The organism is Candidatus Zixiibacteriota bacterium (genome assembly GCA_021159005.1).
In the GTDB taxonomy this organism is placed as follows: Bacteria; Zixibacteria; MSB-5A5; order UBA10806; family 4484-95; genus JAGGSN01.
On record JAGGSN010000085.1, the window covers coordinates 15,428 to 34,156 of the forward strand.

15 protein-coding genes are annotated in these 18,729 nt (G+C 41.7%); 13 read left to right on the forward strand and 2 right to left on the reverse strand.

What is annotated here, in order from left to right; genetic code table 11:
• Positions 1–53: 53 nt before the first annotated feature.
• Positions 54–2,057, reverse strand: coding sequence for an oligopeptide transporter, OPT family (locus J7K40_05660; GenBank protein MCD6161884.1), 2,004 nt, complete (start codon positions 2,055–2,057; stop codon positions 54–56).
• A 288-nt stretch (positions 2,058–2,345) separates the two neighbouring features.
• Between J7K40_05660 and J7K40_05665 the strand changes: the two genes are divergently transcribed.
• The 11 genes from J7K40_05665 (at position 2,346) to fliJ (ending at position 11,159) form a co-directional block, all read left to right on the forward strand.
• Positions 2,346–3,107 carry a motility protein A gene (locus tag J7K40_05665; GenBank protein MCD6161885.1) on the forward strand — a complete coding sequence of 254 codons (762 nt, stop codon included), beginning with the start codon at positions 2,346–2,348 and terminating at the stop codon, positions 3,105–3,107.
• 8 nt (positions 3,108–3,115) lie between these two features.
• On the forward strand, positions 3,116–3,928 hold the full coding sequence (locus J7K40_05670; GenBank protein MCD6161886.1) for an OmpA family protein: 813 nt from the start codon (positions 3,116–3,118) through the stop codon (positions 3,926–3,928).
• 291 nt (positions 3,929–4,219) lie between these two features.
• Positions 4,220–4,630 (forward strand): flagellar basal body rod protein FlgB, encoded by a 411-nt coding sequence (gene flgB / locus J7K40_05675; GenBank protein ID MCD6161887.1) that lies wholly within the window; start codon positions 4,220–4,222, stop codon positions 4,628–4,630.
• Between the two features lie 2 nt (positions 4,631–4,632).
• Entirely contained in the window at positions 4,633–5,127 is a 495-nt protein-coding gene (flgC, locus tag J7K40_05680) for a flagellar basal body rod protein FlgC (GenBank protein MCD6161888.1), read from the forward strand.
• A 76-nt stretch (positions 5,128–5,203) separates the two neighbouring features.
• A complete protein-coding gene (locus J7K40_05685) occupies positions 5,204–5,569 on the forward strand; it encodes a hypothetical protein (GenBank protein ID MCD6161889.1) in 366 nt (121 codons plus the stop codon).
• A gap of 2 nt (positions 5,570–5,571) precedes the next feature.
• On the forward strand, positions 5,572–5,892 hold the full coding sequence (fliE, locus tag J7K40_05690) for a flagellar hook-basal body complex protein FliE (GenBank protein ID MCD6161890.1): 321 nt from the start codon (positions 5,572–5,574) through the stop codon (positions 5,890–5,892).
• Positions 5,893–5,898: 6 nt separating this feature from the next.
• Positions 5,899–7,449: a flagellar M-ring protein FliF gene (fliF, locus tag J7K40_05695; protein ID MCD6161891.1), complete on the forward strand. Its 1,551-nt coding sequence runs from the start codon at positions 5,899–5,901 to the stop codon at positions 7,447–7,449.
• Between the two features lies 1 nt (position 7,450).
• Complete coding sequence (gene fliG, locus J7K40_05700) at positions 7,451–8,470, forward strand: flagellar motor switch protein FliG (protein ID MCD6161892.1); 1,020 nt, start codon at positions 7,451–7,453, stop codon at positions 8,468–8,470.
• Entirely contained in the window at positions 8,463–9,386 is a 924-nt protein-coding gene (locus J7K40_05705; protein ID MCD6161893.1) for a hypothetical protein, read from the forward strand. The genes fliG and J7K40_05705 overlap by 8 nt, the downstream gene beginning before the upstream one ends.
• Positions 9,386–10,723: a FliI/YscN family ATPase gene (locus tag J7K40_05710; GenBank protein ID MCD6161894.1), complete on the forward strand. Its 1,338-nt coding sequence runs from the start codon at positions 9,386–9,388 to the stop codon at positions 10,721–10,723. The genes J7K40_05705 and J7K40_05710 overlap by 1 nt, the downstream gene beginning before the upstream one ends.
• Positions 10,710–11,159 carry a flagellar export protein FliJ gene (fliJ, locus tag J7K40_05715; GenBank protein MCD6161895.1) on the forward strand — a complete coding sequence of 150 codons (450 nt, stop codon included), beginning with the start codon at positions 10,710–10,712 and terminating at the stop codon, positions 11,157–11,159. Before J7K40_05710 ends, fliJ begins: the two co-directional genes overlap by 14 nt.
• A 99-nt stretch (positions 11,160–11,258) precedes the next feature.
• Here the strand turns inward: fliJ and J7K40_05720 are convergent, their stop codons facing one another.
• Positions 11,259–15,752, reverse strand: coding sequence for a S8 family serine peptidase (locus J7K40_05720; protein ID MCD6161896.1), 4,494 nt, complete (start codon positions 15,750–15,752; stop codon positions 11,259–11,261).
• Between the two features lie 360 nt (positions 15,753–16,112).
• On the opposite strand from J7K40_05720, the gene J7K40_05725 reads away from it, so the two are divergent.
• Together J7K40_05725 and J7K40_05730 are read left to right on the forward strand one after the other, a co-directional pair.
• Positions 16,113–16,688 carry a hypothetical protein gene (locus J7K40_05725; protein MCD6161897.1) on the forward strand — a complete coding sequence of 192 codons (576 nt, stop codon included), beginning with the start codon at positions 16,113–16,115 and terminating at the stop codon, positions 16,686–16,688.
• On the forward strand, positions 16,685–18,727 hold the full coding sequence (locus tag J7K40_05730) for a flagellar hook-length control protein FliK (protein ID MCD6161898.1): 2,043 nt from the start codon (positions 16,685–16,687) through the stop codon (positions 18,725–18,727). Before J7K40_05725 ends, J7K40_05730 begins: the two co-directional genes overlap by 4 nt.
• The last annotated feature ends 2 nt before the right edge of the window (positions 18,728–18,729 follow it).

Below are 18,729 nucleotides of genomic sequence, written 5' to 3' on the forward strand. Positions count from 1 at the left end.
AAGTCGTCGGGTCGATGTATCCGACGACTTTTTTTGTCCCGGATATCAATATCCTACTGCCTGGCAACCCTAAACAAATGATACGACAGCGCAATAAATATCAGCCCGGCAAATATCATACTGAATATTTCCCCGGATGCAAAACTATCCCAAAAATTACCAAACAAGCCGCGCATTGAATCCAGTAAATATATAGGCTCACCAACGCCGTCTGAGCCGATTTTTATTACCGCTGTCGCCGCCAAAAGTACGCCAACTAAGCCAAAACCGGCTACCAGTCCCGATGAATAGAGCACGCCCTTGTCGGAATCTGATGGCTTTCCATCGGTAAGCTTATCGCGGTAGAAACGCAGCATACCGCCGATAAAAATCGGTGTAGTGGTTTCCAGGGGCAGATAAAGCCCCACTGCTGCCGGTAATGAAGGCACTTTAAAGATTTCAAATATTGCCGCTATCGCCGCGCCTATCCCAACTAATATCCAAGGGATATTCTGATCAATTACGCCCCTAACAACAAAACTCATCAAAGTTGCCTGCGGCGCCGCAAGTTCAGTTTTGCCGTTAAACGGCGATGGCGCCTCGGCAAAGCCATAAGCATTATACAATGCTATCAGCGTAAAACCCAATACTGCCGCTGATGATAACACTCCGATAAACTCCCCGATTTGCTGCTTGCGCGGCGTTGCGCCAATCAGGAAACCGGTTTTTAAATCCTGTGAGGTATCGCCGGATGTGCAAGCCGCCATACACACTACCGCGCCTATGGTCAAGGCTGTTATCTTGGCTCCGGGTCCCGTTAAGCCGAACATGACGAATATTATCGATGTACCCAGCAAGGTGGCAATAGTCATGCCTGATACCGGTGATGATGTCGAACCGACTAAACCGACAATACGAGAAGCTACGGTAACAAAGAAAAATGAAAATATAACCACCAACAAAGAAGATAGCGCCGCCATGCCAAATGTCATGTTCTCCAGACCGATAGCCATAGCTGCTGCCAGGAAGATTATTACAATGATTGATATCCAGAGGACTATTTTTATTGGCAGGTCGCGGTTGGTTCTCTTAATTCCGGATGAATCAGCGCCTTTCATCATCTGCCGAGCGCCAAGCCTGAACGATTCGATAATTGTCGGTATAGCTCTAATAAGCGTGATTATACCGCCGAAAGCGACAGCGCCCGCTCCGATAAACCGTATGAAATAATGCCAAATATCCCAAGCCGGCATTTCGGCAATACTGGAAATGCCGTTGGCTTTTTTTACAGCATCTAAAAAGCTGAGACTATCGCCGAAATATGCCAATAATGGTATCAATAAAAACCAGGAGACAGCGCCCCCCGCAACCATTATTGTCGAAATGCGGCGTTTCAATATATAGCCAACGCCAAGCAGGGCCGGATTTACCTCTAATGAAACTATCATTTTGCGAACAACAACTGTGGGAAATTCGATTGTGCCGGCAAACATATAAAATCCCTTACGGGCTAATTCCACAAGTGCCCCAATTCCCAAACCTACAAATACATACTTGGCTGATGCGCCGCCAATATCCGCCGATTTAATAACCTCGGCGCAGGCTGTGCCCTCCGGATATGGCAGAGTGTTGTGTTCTTTTTTAATAAGATATTGACGCAATGGTATCATAAAAGCGACACCTAAAACTCCTCCAATAGCCGCGATAATAGTAATTGTAATTACCTGCATCCCATAGTCGACATCCCAGCCAAGCATGAACATTGCCGGAATCGTAAATATAACTCCGGCGGCTAATGATTCCCCTGCCGAGCCGATTGTCTGCGCCATGTTCGTTTCCAGAGGACTTCCTTTTTTGACATTAAAAAACTTGTGGATGGCAGAGAATATAGCCACCGACATTACCGAAACGGGAATTGATGCCGAAATAGTCAAGCCGGAAATTAAGCCAACATAGGCATTAGCCCAGGAAAATAGAATGCCCAGGCTGGTTCCGATTATTATCGCTTTCCAGGTAAATTCAGCGGGAGTTTCCGAGTGCTTAATATAGGGTTCAAATTCCTTAGTCTTATCAGCCATAAAACCTCCGTTATTGCTGGGGGATATTAGTGAAGGTAGCCATAGTTTAGTTTATTATTTATTCGGTTGTACAGTCAAGTAAAAATGGAAGTGTTGCTTCGTAAGCGTTAGAATGCAAATCAGTCTTTACAGGCAACAGCCTGACGTTTGCAGCATTATTTCCTTAAAAAAAATGGTTTTTCAAGCTAAAATAAAATATCAAAGAAGCTTCCGAATCTCATATCATAAGCTAAACAGCATAGCCTATTCGCCGATAATATTATTAAGGATAATATTTCCTTTAATGTTATGGATATTGCAACAATAATCGGATTAATAGTTGGCATCAGCGCTGTTATTATCGCCTTCCTTATGGAGGGCGGTCATCTGTCGGCGTTGTTCCATATACCGGCATTGATATTAGTTGTTTTCGGTACAATAGGCGCAGCAACAGTTACGACATCAATAAGGACGGTTTTAAATGTTCCGGCGCTGCTCAGAGTTGCTTTTACTGATCATTCTGAAGATTTAATTGCCTTAATAAATAAAATCGTGTCCTTAGCCGAAAAAGCTCGACGGGAAGGTATTTTAGGTCTTGAGGACAATATCGCCCGCGAGAAAAATCCGGTTTTCAAAAAAGCCGTGCAATTGGTAATCGATGGAACTGAGGCAACGCTTTTCCGCAATATCATCGAGACAGAGATTGCCTATATCAGTCAGCGCCACGGTGCCGGCATCCTGTTTTTCCAAAAGCTGGGCGGTTTTTCTCCAACTCTGGGGATAGTCGGAACGGTGCTTGGCTTGATACATGCTCTTTCACAAATAGAGGATGCCTCAAAAATAGCCGTCGCTATCGCCGGCGCTTTTGTCGCCACCTTATGGGGTATCTCATTGGCTAATCTCTGCTATTTGCCCATTGCGGATAAATTGAGATTTAACCATCAGGAAGAAACCAAGCAGCTCGAATTAATTTTAGAAGGAATGCTCTCGATTCAATCAGGAGAAAATCCGAAATTTATACGAAATAAGCTGCTCTCATATATCACGCCTCAAAAACGAAATGAACTGTAGGTGAGATAATGTTGTTTCAGCGCAATAAAAGCGCCTTTGAGGATAATGAAAACCTCGACCGCTGGCTATTGACCTACGCCGATTTAATCACGCTTCTATTGGCCTTTTTTGTGATTCTATACTCAATGTCGCGAGTTGACGCCGGTAAATTCAATAATATATCAGGAGCGTTAAGCGGCGTTTTTAAAGGCGATGAAGAGTTAGGAAAGAAATTTACCGAACAGTTATCATCAAAACTTGTTGTTAACAAATTATTAAAACGAGGCAATCTGATTGTGCTTAAAGATCAGGTTGATAAAATCTCTCAGCAATTTAAGCTCGGCTCTATTATAAACACAGAAATTCAAACACGAGGATTAGTAATCCATTTAAGCGAATCTGCATTTTACGATCCGGGTAAAGCCGATTTAAAACAGGATGCCAAAAAAATCCTCGATTTATTATCAGTTCAATTGTTAAAAATCCCCAACCATATCAGGGTGGAAGGACATACCGACAACCTGCCAATACATACTGCGCGGTTCCCGTCAAATTGGGAGCTTTCTACAACCAGAGCAACAAACTGCTTGAGATATTTTTTGGAAAAGTATCCTTTCCCGGCGGCAAGAATATCGGCTTTGGGCTATGCCGAATATCGTCCTATCACCAACAACGATACTGCCGAAGGACGAGCTAAAAACCGCCGCGTGGATATCATAATTTTAAATATAGAGGATTCATATATCGAACCGGAAAACCTAACCGGTGAGCCTGTAAATACCTTGCCAGATACAACACTTGATGGCAATTCAGATTCGAATACTAAAACCGCCGGAGCTTAGCATTCAGAATATTTTATAAGCATATCAATATTTTTAAGAACATTTTATATTCCGAAACAGGAAAACATTTCCCCCCTTATAAAAAAAATGAATCGTTTCAACGTGGAACAAAACAGCTAAAGCATTCTAACACACGGTAAAACAACGTGTTAGCAATATTTCTGCTGTATTTTAAACGTTTGGCATGGTCATTGCAATATGATTAGCAGATTAAAGTGTTAATGTTGTCTGAAAATAGCGGAGGATGTCGGCTTTAAATAAGATTAATAATAAAAACAAGCTGAGTAAATTATGATTATTAAAGATCAAATACTAAACAAATCGGGAGTGCCGCTTTTTAAAAACCTGTTGCGGGTTGTTTCCAGTTCTCAGAAACTAACCGCCGCTAATGTCGCTAATGTTTCGCTTCCGGGCTACCAGTCGAAGTCAATTGATTTTAAGCAAGAGATGGCAAAAGCTGTCAGAAAACAAAAAATCACTTTAAATGTTACTAACGAGCGGCATATACCACCGCCGGGTAGAATGAGGTCAATAAAAGTGATAAAGAATATTGATGATACCAATGAATCCGGAGTCAACAATGTTGATATTGACAAAGAAATGGCTCGTCTGGCGGAAAACCAGATTCTGTATACCTACGGTACAAAGGCATTGGCAAAGAAATTTTATACGTTAAAAACAGTAATTAGAGGCAGGAGTTAATCATGACAGGTTTATTCTCAATTATTGATATTAGCGCCTCAGGCTTATCGGCTCAACGGAAAAAATTAAATACCGTGGCGCAAAATATAGCTAATGTCGAAACCACGAAAACTCTGGACGGAACGCCTTATAAAAGAAAAAGAGTAGTCTTTTCTGAAAATCCGCGGAAAGCCAGTTTTATTGATTCATTGCAAAGCTCAATAAAAACTCTGACAAGAACACATCGAAAGCACTTGGCAAGCAGAGATTCCTACAATACCAAAGATGGGGTTATACCTTTTGTGGCTGGAAATGAAAAAGTAGTTGAGCCGGCTAATTTTAAAATTGTTCATGATCCCGGGCATCCCGATGCCGATGAAGAGGGGAATGTTTTAATGCCGGATATTAACATAATTTCAGAGATGGTTGACATGATGTCGGCCTCCCGGGCTTATGAGGCGAATGTTACAGTTGTTCAATCTGCTAAGAATATGGCTAAGGATGCTTTGGATATATAACTGTCAGACATGAAAGCAGCCAATGAAAATAGCTTTGGAGGAATATTTTACCGGCGTTTGAAGTAAGGAGTTTATCATGATGAATATTAATTCAATTGGTATTTATACCGACAAAGGAGTGGTTCAGGGCAGCATTTCTCATGCTGCTAATGGTCGGATAGCTGAATCGGAACAGGGGAATCATCCGGATTATCAAAACCAGGGAAAGTCGAACCAAAAAACGAGATCCCGGGATATGCAGCATCAATTTGCCAAATCTAATTTTGCCAAATCTCATCAGAATGCAAAACAAGGCAAGTCGATAAATAAAACACTATCAAAAGCGGAAAGCAGTCGAATAACAGATTTATTTGGACGGTTTGATATGGATGATTTAAGCCAGGTAAGTCAAGGGTCAGAATCAGAAAACCGTCCCGGACGTATCATTAACATTGTGGTGTAAAGATGACTAAAATTTTACCAGGATATGCAAGACAAGTATTGCCGGATTTTTCTGCTTTAGTCAAGAATGAAAATTCCGAGTATAATGACAAGGAAACGCAGAAACTTGGTTTCCCTCAGGTATTCAAAGAGATGATTAATAACACAAACGAGCTTCAACATTCTGCCGCCGACATCGCCGAACAATTTGCCCTTGGCGAAATTACGGATATTCATGATGTTATGATAGCCGCCGAAGAGGCTGGAGTGGCTTTGGAACTGGTAATGGAAATCAGAAACAAGCTGATTGAGGCTTACCAGGGATTAATGCGGATGCCAGTTTAATTGCTTATGTTAGACACGCTTAAAGAATATTTTGAACAGCTTAAAACTAAGATTGCGCCTTGGTGGTCCGACTTATCCAAAGCTAAGCAGATAATATTTACCGGCTTAGGCGGATTAGCGCTAATAATAATAATTACGCTTCTAAGCCAGGTGGTTAAAATAGATTATCAAGCTCTATATCGCAATCTTGAACCAGCTGAGGCGGGAGAGGTTGTTGATTATTTAGCCAACAACAATATACCCTATCGGTTGTCTCAAGGCGGTACGGCTGTTTATATCCCGGGAAATAAAATTCAAAAAGTCAGGTTGGAACTCGCAGCCTCGGGTTTGCCAAAACAGGGACAGGTAGGCTATGAGATTTTCGATAAAACAAACCTGGGGATGACTGATTTTTTACAAAAGATTAATTTTCGCCGTGCGCTTGAAGGGGAATTGGCAAAAACAATTTCCCAACTCGAGGCGATTAGATCTTCTCGCATTCATCTCGTTATCCCGGAAAAAAGACTTTTTAAAGAAGATGTAAAAGAACCCAGCGCTTCGGTAGTATTGTATCTTAATCGTAATGGTTCATTATCTCAAAAGCAAATAGAGGGTATTATACACCTTATTGCTTCATCTGTAGAGGGGCTTTCGCATGAAAATATAACCGTCCTTGATTCATCGGGCAAATTATTATCAGTCGGTCAAAAACAGGATAGATTAGCAAGATTATCATCAAACCAGCTTGAATTGAAAAAAAATGTAGAGATGTATCTTGAAGATAAAGCGCAATCGATGTTGGATGCTGTTCTTGGTTTCGATAAGTCTATTGTTAGGGTTAGCGCCGATTTGAATTTCAATCAAGTTGAACACACTAAAGAAACTTATGATCCTGATAATCTTTCTGTAAGGTCGGAGGAAATAATGGAGGAAAACCAATCCGAATCAGATTCACAAGTGCCGGAGAAGATAAGAGATTCATCCAATTCCAGGAAAAATACTATCAGAAACTATGAAATTAATAAAACTATTGAACATTTAGTGAATGAAATAGGCAATCTATCCCGATTGCATGTGGCGGTTTCGTTGGATGGCATCTATGAGATGGTTAAGGGGCCGGATGGAAAAATGGTACGCCAGTATAATCCCAGGCCGCAGGAGGAAGTCAGCAAATTAGTATCTTTGGTTAAGGGGGCGGTTGGTTTTTCCGAAAAAAGAAATGATATAATGGAAATCGCTAATATTCCATTTGAAACAATCAAGGATGACTGGAATGAAAAACAGCGTATTCTTCGGGATGATCAAATTAAATTCTGGATAAAAACAGGCTGGCAAATTCTGGCTTTGGCTATTATCGTTTTTATTCTCTGGAAATTCCGCAAAAAATACAGCGAATACAGAGCTAAGCGAATATCGCATAAACGATTCCAGGAAGCCCAGGCTGAAATAAGAAGAAAAGCAGTGGATATTATTCCGAAAATATCTAAAGAACCAAAATTAATTGATCATGTTCGTAAAATAGCGGATGATAATCCCGCTGAAATCGCAAAAGCTATAAAAACAATGTTGGCTGAATAAAATGGCAGATAATGCATTTGAAGATTTAAACGGAGCCCAAAAAGCGGCAATTTTAATCATCGGTTTGGGACAGGAGATTTCAACGAGAGTAATGCAAGAGCTAAGCGATGTCGAACTCGAAAAGATTACTATCGAAATTGCCAACCTCCGAGATGTCTCCTCAAAACTGGAGGAACAGGTTGTCAAAGAAGTTTCTCAATTAATCATGGCTCAGCAGTATATTAATCAGGGCGGCGTTGAGTATGCCAAAAGCCTCCTTGAAACCGCTGTCGGGTCTACCAAAGCGGTCGAAATTTTAAAAAGACTTGAAGGTTCTCTAAAGGCAACCGGTTTTGCCCGCATTAAACATATTGACCCCAAGCAGCTGATTAACTTTATCCAAAACGAGCATCCGCAAACTATTGCTCTAATTTTAGCCCAGCTTGCTCATGGCCAAGCTGCCCAGATACTTGCAGATTTAGACCCCGAACTTCAGGCTGAAGTATCAATGAGAATGGCTACGATGGAAAAAATCTCGCCGGAGATTATAAGCGAATTAGAAGGCGTTCTTGAGGGACAATTCGAAGAAGTCGGCAGCCGCGACCTGTCAATATCAGGCGGAACTAAAACTGTAGCCGAAATCCTTAACCTTATTGAGTCATCAACCGAGAAAGCTATTCTCGAAACCATGGAAGCCGAAGACCCGGAATTAGCCGCCGAAATTAAAAATCTGATGTTTGTATTTGAAGATATGGTCGTTCTCGATGACCGTTCAATACAAAGAGTATTGAAAGATGTGGAAACTAAAGACCTTGCAGTTGCGCTTAAAGCCGCCAGCGATGAAGTTAAGGAAAAAGTATTCAAGAATGTATCCGAAAGAGTTGGCGGAATGATTCAGGAGGAAATCGAATTCATGGGACCGATGAGGCTTTCCGATGTGGAATTGGCTCAGCAGAGAATCGTTGAAGTAATCAGAAGGCTTCAGGATGAAGGACAAATTATTATCGCCGGACGCGGAGGCAAGGAAGAACTTGTTGTATAGTAAATTAATAAAAAGATATAAGTACAATACCTCGAAGGAACAGAAAGTTGTTAAAAAGCAACAAATACTGAAAAGGACAATGCTTGAACATGACATATTACATGAGTCGCCTGAAATCACATTTCGCAACGTGTTGAAAAAAGGACAATTTCAGGAGTTGGATTTATCCTTATTCAATTCTAATAAAACGGATAGTCAAAAAAAAAAGGCCGATGCGAAATCATCTTCCCCCAATAAACTTAATGAAACTAAAGCCCGAACTTCTGTCGGCGCATTAAAAAAAGATTCCCCCAAAAATAATTCGACTAACGTGCAGGCGAGCAGTTTGAATATTGGTGACAGTAAAGCCAATTTAAATAATGCTAATCGCCGCTCCATAGAAGACGTTTTAAAAAAGGAACATGAAGCTCGCCTAAAAAAGGAAACCGAAAAATCATATAAAATAGGTTTTAGGGATGGCCATAAGAATGGTTTGGATGAAGCTGGCTCGAAGACAGACCAAATCAATCGGGTTTTGAATACTATTACAGAAGAGCTTAATGAAAAAAGTCAGAATTTCTTTAATGAAGTTGAAGATATAGTAATGGATTTATCGGTTCATCTCGCTAAGAAAATTATCTTTGGGGCGGTGGATATGGTCCCGGATATTGTTAAGGCGAATGTTGAGAACTGCGTTAAACTTTTAGCTGGAGCAGGCCAGGTTATTATAAAAATTAATCCCGCAGATTATGATATAATAAAAGAATATATACCCGGTTTAGACCAGAAACATGAAGGGAAATTCTCCTTTGTTATTGAACCCGACAATAGTATAACTCGCGGCGGCTGTCTTATTGAACTTAATGGTTCTGTAGTTGACGGTCGTATTGAGACCCAGTTCGAGAAATTAAAACAACATATGGAAATGCTTGTATAATGTTAGCTGTTGGTGAAAAAGCGGCAAAGATCAAAGGAATATTAGATTCAGTTCAATTTGTCAGCCAAAAAGGTGTGGTTAAGCGTGTTGTAGGCATTGTAATCGAGGCGACCGGACCCGCTCTTAAAGTAGGCGATCAGGTTTCGGTTGATACTCCCAACGGCGCTATACCCGGAGAGGTTGTAGGTTTTAGGGATGGCAGCATCTATTTGATGCCTTTGGGAGAAATGACAGGCATAGGTCCCGGAGCTGTTGTAACCGCAAGCGGCAAAACTTTGACCGTCCAGGTCGGTACTGAACTGCTTGGCCGGGTTGTTGACGGGCTTGGCAGACCTATAGACAACGGGCCGCCTTTTCTGTGCCGGGAAAACAGACCACTGAACGCTTCTGCGCCCCATCCTCTTGAAAGACAGAGAATCACCAAACCATTAACGACTGGTATCAGAGCTATCGATAGTTTTCTTACAATGGGACAGGGGCAGAGAATCGGCATATTTGCCGGTTCGGGAGTCGGTAAAAGCGTGCTTTTAGGGATGATTGCCAGGTCTACATCCGCTGATGTTAATGTCATTGGTCTGGTTGGGGAAAGAGGCAGAGAAGTGAGAGATTTCATCGAAAAAGACCTTGGCGAAGAAGGTCTTAAAAAATCCGTAATCGTTGCGGTAACCTCGGATGAATCCCCCCTGCTTCGAATTAAAGGACTTATGGTGGCAACAACAATCGCCGAATACTTCCGTGATCAGGGAAATAATGTAGCTTTAATGGTAGATTCATTAACAAGAGTAGCTATGGGACAGCGCGAGATAGGTCTTTCTATCGGCGAACCGCCAACAACAAGAGGCTATACACCGTCGGTATTTTCCTTGTTCCCAAAACTTCTGGAGCGGGCAGGACAATCAAAAAACGGAAATATCACCGCTTTTTATACCGTGCTGGTCGAGGGCGATGATTTATCCGAACCGATAAGCGATATAACAAGGTCAATCCTCGATGGACATATTGTTCTTTCACGCAACCTGGCATCTAAATTCCACTACCCGGCAATTGATGTGCTGGAATCTATTAGCAGGCTTATGCCAGATGTTTGCGATAAGGAACATCTTGAGATCGCCAGCAAATGCAGAACCATACTAGCTGATTATCGAGATGCAGAGGATTTAATCAACATTGGCGCTTATGTCAAAGGCTCATCCGCAAAAATCGATTATACTATTGAAAGAATAGATGCTCTCAACGAGTTTTTAAATCAGTCAGTTGGAGAAAAAAGCGATTTCGAACAATCGCTTAACAGACTCCGGCAAATTTTAATAGGTCCTCAGGATAATGAAAAAGTTTAATTTCAGGCTGGAAAAAATCAGAAAATATAAAGAACAACTCGAGCAAAATAAAAAATTGAAATTAGCTTCCGAGCAAGCCCGTCATCTTGTTGAACAAAACAAATTGTCGGATATAATTTATACTAAAGGCAAATACTATCTAATGTATGGCATACGTAAACCCGGAAAGATTAATATTTATAATCTGCTTGTTGCTAAAAGATACATTGATAAACTCAGCCAGGATATAGTTGTTCAAACAGAGGTAGTAACTTCTGTTGAAAAAAATGTTTCCAAAGCCCAACAGGAACTTTTAAACGCTTCACGTGAAAAGAAGAAATATGAGAAGCTAAAAGAGAAACATCTTCAAAACTTTAATAAAGATATGCTGCGTTTGGAAACCAGGGAATTGGATGAGTTCGGCAGCAGGGACAACAGAACAAAACAGCTGATTTAACAGCAAACAGAAATTACGCCCGGATTGCATTTGAATTATTTTATAGCCCCCAGGATAATCCGTCTTAAGCGGATAACATCCTGAGGGTAATACAATCTACTATTTTTGCTTAGGCGGTTTGACCGCTTTTTTATCAATTTCGCAGGGAATAATCATAATATCGAGTTTTCCAGGTTTAAGTACTGATATATTTGCGGGTATGCTTGCCGGCGGAACATCCGGACACCAACGCAAAGTGTCGCTTTGACCCTTAAAATATCTTATCATATAAGTAATATCAGAACCCAAAAAACTGCAGCTGGCGTTAACATCACAGGCAGCATAGAGCCATGATTCATCGGGAAGCTGACAGCTATCCGGCGGCGTATTGCCGGTACCCCTGAAATAGTTGACTCCATAAATCACATCGGAGGCAATAACTATGCCATCGCCGTTTATATCGCCCGGCAAATAATCACAGCTCGAAGGAATAATTACATGCAGAGCCGCTTCAATCTCGATAATACTGTCAACTGGATCATTAGAAACAACAGTAATTGTGCCCGTATAATCGCCTTCGATTAATCCCGATGCGTTCACGGTAATATTAATCGTATCAGGAGCTTCACCCTCAGCAGCCGCGCCGTTATCGGGATTCTCGGAAAGCCATGATCTGTTATCGGTGATACTGTATGTAAGCGTGCCGCTGCCGTTGTTGCCTATGGTTATCTCAACAGCAGTAACACTATCCTCATAAATAGTCTCTTCGATTGAATCCACGCTTATATCGATGACCGGTACGGTTTCAATCTCGACAGTTAGATTAACAGGTATGTCGATTTCCGGCTGAGCCGGGTCATTCGAGCTAACGGTTATTGTGTCGGAATAGCTGCCCTCATCAAGAGCCGCCGCATCTAAGGTTATGGTTATCGTATCAGTCATTGAGGGAGATACCCTGCCGCTGTCGGGAGATTCTGAAATCCAGTCGCTGTTATCGCTGAGATTATAATCCAAATCTGCCGTGCCGACATTGATAATGATAAGCTCAATATCAGTTGATTGACCGACATATACGGTATCATCGATTTCGAAAAGACTAAGGTCTATTATAGGTCCCGGTTCACCGCCAACCGTTAAGGTTACGGGAATATCAACATCAGGTTCGGCAGGGTCGTTGCTCATTAAATTAATATTGCCGGTATAAACGCCAACATCAAGCTCGGAAGCATCAAAAGTAACGGTTGCATTATAGTATTCATGCGGCGGAACTGTCCCGATTTCCGGGTAAACAGACAGCCAGATCGGGTCAGCGGATATTTCTACTGCCAGGTTGTTGTGAACATAAGCGGCATTATAGACAACCTCAAGACCAATTGTCGAGTTTTCATTTTGGATACCCAGAGTCGTCGAGTTATCGGGAGAGTTAATATCCTGATACTGGAAAATTATTTTACCGCCGCTTAAAAGAATTATCTGGAATGAATACGGACCGCCGGAACTGTAATGAGGGACATCTACCCATGAGATAACAAGGCTGTCGCTGTTGTTCGTGTAGTAATAAGCCGAACCGCCATTTCTGAAATCAAGATCATCCCAGAACGGCGCAATTATATTGTATGGTTCGCTATTGGAGGGAATTGAAAGATTAGTACAGGATGTATATATGGAGGTGAAAGATATAAAACCATTGGTAGAAAATCTGAATGAGTTAAAATTATTGCCGTAGAAATTGAAATTAAATCCGAACGAGAACGGACCAACGTTAGTGTCATCGCCAATACCTGTAATCTGTGTTCCTGTTGATGTTATATCAACCCATGAATATACCGGACCGCTCGGTTCATCAGAATCAATCCAGCAATAGCCGTAATCATCAGGACCGCCGTGGTCGGTAATTAAAGGCGGATAGTATGGTTCTCTTTTTGCGCCTTTCTTATCGCTGAGCGGGTGATAACCGAGAAGTTCTGTTTTTTGCGGAGATATAGCTGCCGGTAAAGTTTGACCGTTAACAAGAGTAAGAAGGCTGTAAATTTCGGTAGATAAGTTGTAGCTTAAGGAACCATCGCCATCATTTGTTAATGTCAGGTTGCTGTTCTGGGTATTTCCCGGTTGTATAAGGATATTATACGATGACGGATTGTATGACATATCCGGCGGCACCGGAGGCTGTGCGCCTACCACAACGACATCATCAATATACCAGCCTGCTCTCGCAACAGAGCCGTCCGTGCCGAATCTCCAGCGGAATATAACATTTTGATTATAGCAGCTTGAGATATCGAATACGGCATGTATCCAACCATTGCTTGAGTTAGTATAACCCGGCTCTAAATAACCAAATGCCGAAATATCAGGATCGGGATAACCGCCATCCGGTGTTAGCAATGTCCAGTTTGCGCCGCCATTAGTAGAGATAGAAACATTGCCCCCATCATAACTGTTTTCGATATCATACCAATGATAGAATTCCAATCTTGCGTTAGGGTCAGAAATGAAATGTTCCGAGCTTGTTAAGTAATCATCAACATTATTTGGATATGTCCCCCCAAGAACAGTGCCCCAGACTTTCGCCCCCGACCAGGCGCTGGCTGGTCCGTATGTGGGTTCGCCCCATTCCCAGACGCCGCTTCCCGAATAACCGCCATTGTTTGCTTCAAATGATTCAGCCGGCCAAAGTGTAAAATCTAAAATGTTAGTCTGGCCATCCTGAACAAATATTGAATCTAACCCATGGCTGCAGCCGATTGCTTTAACCTGCACATCATAGGTGCTTCCCGATGGAATTGACGGGAATTGATAATAGCCATTGACATCTGTTGTTTCCGGCGGAACAGGCGTATTGAGTATTGTAATCTCGGCATTAGGTATTGAGTCGCCGACAACAGAGGTAACCGTTCCCTCCAGAACCGCCGTTGGAGCTAAGGCAAGGGAGAAATCCTGTGATACTGTATCATCAAGAGCTGCATAAACAGACTGCTGTTGGGGAAGGTATCCGAAATAGGACGCTTCCAACATGAAAGTCGTATCTGCAGGCAAGCCGATAAAATAATAGCCTGATGCATTAGCGTTTGTTTCAACCTGCATGTCAACAACGCTGACTTTTCCGGGAATAGGCGCAGAAGTGCCGGCATCGGTGATATAACCATCAACAAAACCAAAACCCTGCGCAAAAAGTACCGCCTGGTAAAGATTAATAAGGCCATGCCCGAACGTGTTCTCCTCGCCATCAGGAGATGCAAGCGGCAAATCTACTGCTGTAGCCATCAGAATTTCTTTTATTGTATTAGCATCAAGGTTGGGGTTTGCCTGACGGATAACCGCAACCGCGCCGGTAACATGAGGCGATGCCATAGAGGTACCGCTTTTCGTGCCATAACCGCCGCCCGGGATAGAGCTTCGAATATCACTCCCCGGAGCGACGACTTCCGGTTTGATAGCCAAATCGCCGCTGGCGCATTCTGTCGGACCCAGAGCCGAGAAATAAGATATTGGATATGAAGGATCATTGGCATCGATAGAACCAACCGAAAAACAGTTATAATATGTCGTTGCCCTATCGGCTGGCGAGCGCAGTCCGTTTGAACTTTCATTGCCGGCGGAAAAAATAACCACCGTACCGGCAGCCTCGCAATTATCGATAGCGACCCAGAAAGTCGTATCGCAATCAGGATAGCCGATGCCATCAGGGATGCCCCATGAGTTGCCGCAGGCATCGGGGTTGTCTTGGGTTAACGGGTCGCCGTCAGGGTCGGCAATCCATTGAAAAGATAAAAGGATATCGGATATTGTCCTCTCAATAGTACTTCTATCTACTGGAGCAGCGGCAATCCAGGTAGCGTCAATCGCCACGCCGATAGTATCGCCGGCGGCTGAACGGCCGCAGATTGTGCCCATCGTATGAGTGCCATGCGTGCCTGAATCTTGAGGAAAATCCCAGTTAGTATCATACGGGTCATACCAGCTTTCGTCAACGTCGCCGTCATCATCAACATCGCCGCGAAAACGGTCTGCCAGCGCCGGATGAGTACCGTCAACGCCGGTATCAAGATTAGAAACTACGCGGCCAAGTCCGGTATAGCCAAGCGCCCACGTTTCCGGAGCATGAATAGCGATTAATCCCTGCTCAATGCCCTTAGCGAGAATATCAGGCTCTGCCGGTTTAGGGTTTTCTATCGGCTCAATAAGCTCGACAGCAAAATCGATGGTTATTTTACCAACCTCATCCATCATAGCAAGCGTATTAATAGACTTGGCGGTTCCCTCAAAAAATATCATATTAGCCAGCCACAAGGCTTTGACATTTTTTATCTCGCCTCTGGCAGACAGGTCGTCTATCATTGCCAAAACCGACGGCTGAGTTTGAGTGGCTTTCTCCTGAAGCGTAGTAATAACCTGATAATTTCTGTGAGCTAAGGTTGCCTTTTCTAAGATTAATTGATGGTCTATTTCATAGATATTAGCCTGGTCAGCCATAACTAATATCACTTTGTGAGTCCCCTCCGGATTTGTGTTTTCAATTTGTGCTTGAAGCTGCGGGCTTATTGACCCAGCCATAACAAGTGCTGGAATACAAAGCAACATACAGCCTATCACTGCTGCTCGAAATAACTTCATAATACTCTCTTTCTTTGAAGGATTATCAATGATTTATCGTACAATTTCCATTTTTCAAGTTAATGACAAACGCCTGAATATATAGTAGCTAAATAATATTGAAAATTTACTATAAAATCAAGTTAAATATGGCTTAAGGCTGTCAAAGGTTAAAACCCCGGTTATTAAAAGTCGGGCTTTTTAGCAGCTTTCGTTTAAAGGAAAATTATGCTCATAAGCTCAGGAAATATTTTCTTAATATAAACATCAGATGATTTGCAAAAGACCTTTTTGCTGCATGTAATTAATTGAACTGCAACATGTTGTTATAAATTAAGTTCTCCGGCATGCTCATTGCTTTGTTATAAGGCGGGAAAGTATATGAGTATTGTTTTTAAAATATTCGGTTATCTGGCAGCAGTTGTATTTGGTCTGGCGGTTTATATGGTAGTCTTTTTAGCCGCCCTTGGCTTAAAGCCGGATATTAGTATGGCATACGCCAAATACAAGTTAACTCATCTAAAAGAAAGCGCTGCAGACATTAGTTATGATGACTTATTCACTGCTGAAGAGCGGGAAGCTATAATGCCTTATTATGTGAAAGAAGAAATAGCATCTGCAAGACTGAAAATTGATGTCGAGCGTGATGAGATGCAAAGCCAAATAGACTCGCTGGCGGCAGAGAGAATCAAGCTTGAAAACCTGAAAAGAGAAATTGAATTGCTAATTGAGAAAAAAACAAGGGTTGAAGATAAGAAAATGACTGAGCTGGCACAGCTTTATGATAAAATGGATTTAAAAAGAGTAGCTGAAGTTTTACATCAAATGGACGATTCTCTTATTGTAGAGATATTACCCAGAATGAAGTCTGCTAACGCCAGTCAGGTATTAGAATATATGTCGCCGGTAAAATCGGCTGAGATATCTCAATTGCTGTTGGAGGGAAAAATAAAATGAATCAGATATTGTTTGATATAACAGCTCTGACAGATTTCTTCATAGATCAAAATGAAATACCGGTTATCCAAAATACCGGCGCCAATTCAGATTTTAAAAATATCCTGACAACATCGATTATTAATGATAAAATCAGGCAGGAATGCCAAAATAAAACTGATATTGATCTTGTTTATTCTATTTTAAGCAATATTCCCGCTATTGTAATTAATACAGATATAATCCCCAATCTGTCATTCAATAAGTATCTAACGAATGAAAATCTTATTGGTGATACCCTCGTTCAAGCTAACCGGGAATCAATATGTTATCCTCAGATAGAAACGCTTACGCCTGAATCAATGGCTGTTTGCGATTTAAAAAGCCTTATTGAAGCTCAGGCAATTCCACTGACATTAAACCTTAATAGAGTTAATGCTGATGTTGTTGACTGGGCAGACCCGCATAAGTTTCAGAATGTTATAAGTACTGAGACTAAAGGTGTTCAGAATGATCTATTCGGCGGTCAATCTAAGGGAAATGTATTGCCTGATAATGCGCTGCTAATGGATGATTCAAAGAGCAATGCTATTAAGCCGGACCTGGTTCAAACTGCAAATTCCGGTTATATGACGGAAGGCAAAGCCCAGTATTCAAAAATAATTTTCACTGTCGATCAGATTTTTGATAATTCGCAGGATGAAGTTCCGGTGAAAGTTCTTGATGACAGCAATAGTGTTTCCGACATGAAGATTGCCGTATCAAAGTTAATAGAGTTGGTGAAGAATTATCCCGATAAAATCATCGTCGAGGTTAAAACTACTCCGGCAGATACCCGGTTGATGGCTGATGTTGGCGTTATAAATACACCGCAAACAATAATGCCGGCTGCTTCTGATGTTCATACTGAAGCCGGATTCGCAAAACCACCATCAGAGAAATTTGTTATTTTTAATTTGAATTCTCTTTTATCACATGATGGTTCTGAGAAAATCAATGTTGTGCAAAAAACACTAAGCGATAGTCCGCAAGCTTACGTTAACTCAAAAAATCAACATCCCTATTTGCCCGAAACCAGATTTATTACAAATATAAATCATGAAATAAAATTTGTTCCAAGTATTAATTCTTCCTCTACGGTTGAAATCGCCGCTAATGAACAGCCGGCAATGAATCAAAAACAGGAAATGCTTTCGTCTGTTAGCAATTCACCGCCCGAAAATGTTAAATCGAATAATCAGGAAACTGCAGTCAAGCAAACATCGCAGGAACATTTAACAGAAAAGGATGACAACTTGAAAAACATAAATGATCTCGATTTAAAACGTAAGGATAATCGACAAGCCGCAAGTTTTAGCAGAGATAATGTAAATAAATTAACCGATAGTAATAGTACTAAAAATAATCAGGATGCAAAAACCTTAACGACATCCGAGCATAGCTCATCAACAAATAAAGTTCCAATACAACCGTCTCAAGCGGATACTATACAAACGCAATCGTCTCAAACTCAGGATACTCAACAACAGGCATCACAATTACAATCAGCGCATAGGTCAAGTATTCAACCCAGTATTCAGCCGGATGCTCCTGCTGCCGAGAGTCGTATTTCTGCGAGGCAAGCTGATACAACTGAAAATATAATCAACCAGATAAAATCAAAGATGGTTGTTGCTCATGATAATACTCGCATGACCATACAACTTAAACCGGAAAGTCTGGGCAAAATATTAATTGATTTCAAGTATAATGGGCATAAGCTGGAGGTTTTATTCAGGGTTGATAATCTCGATGTAAAACAGGCGCTCGATTTAGAGATGCCGAAACTAAAAGCCGATTGGAAAATTGACGATTTCCGCGTGGCGATGAATAATAGCGAACAACAACCTAATCTAAGCGAAAACAATCAGCGTTCATCCGGAATGGCTAATCAGAAATCATCATCCGGTAATAATTCGGTCAATAATGTTATAAATGCAGATAACGATGTATTGCCAATTGAGCGCAATAGCAGAAATCCTGCTAATGTGTATGGCGGTGTAATAGATATAGTAGCTTAAGA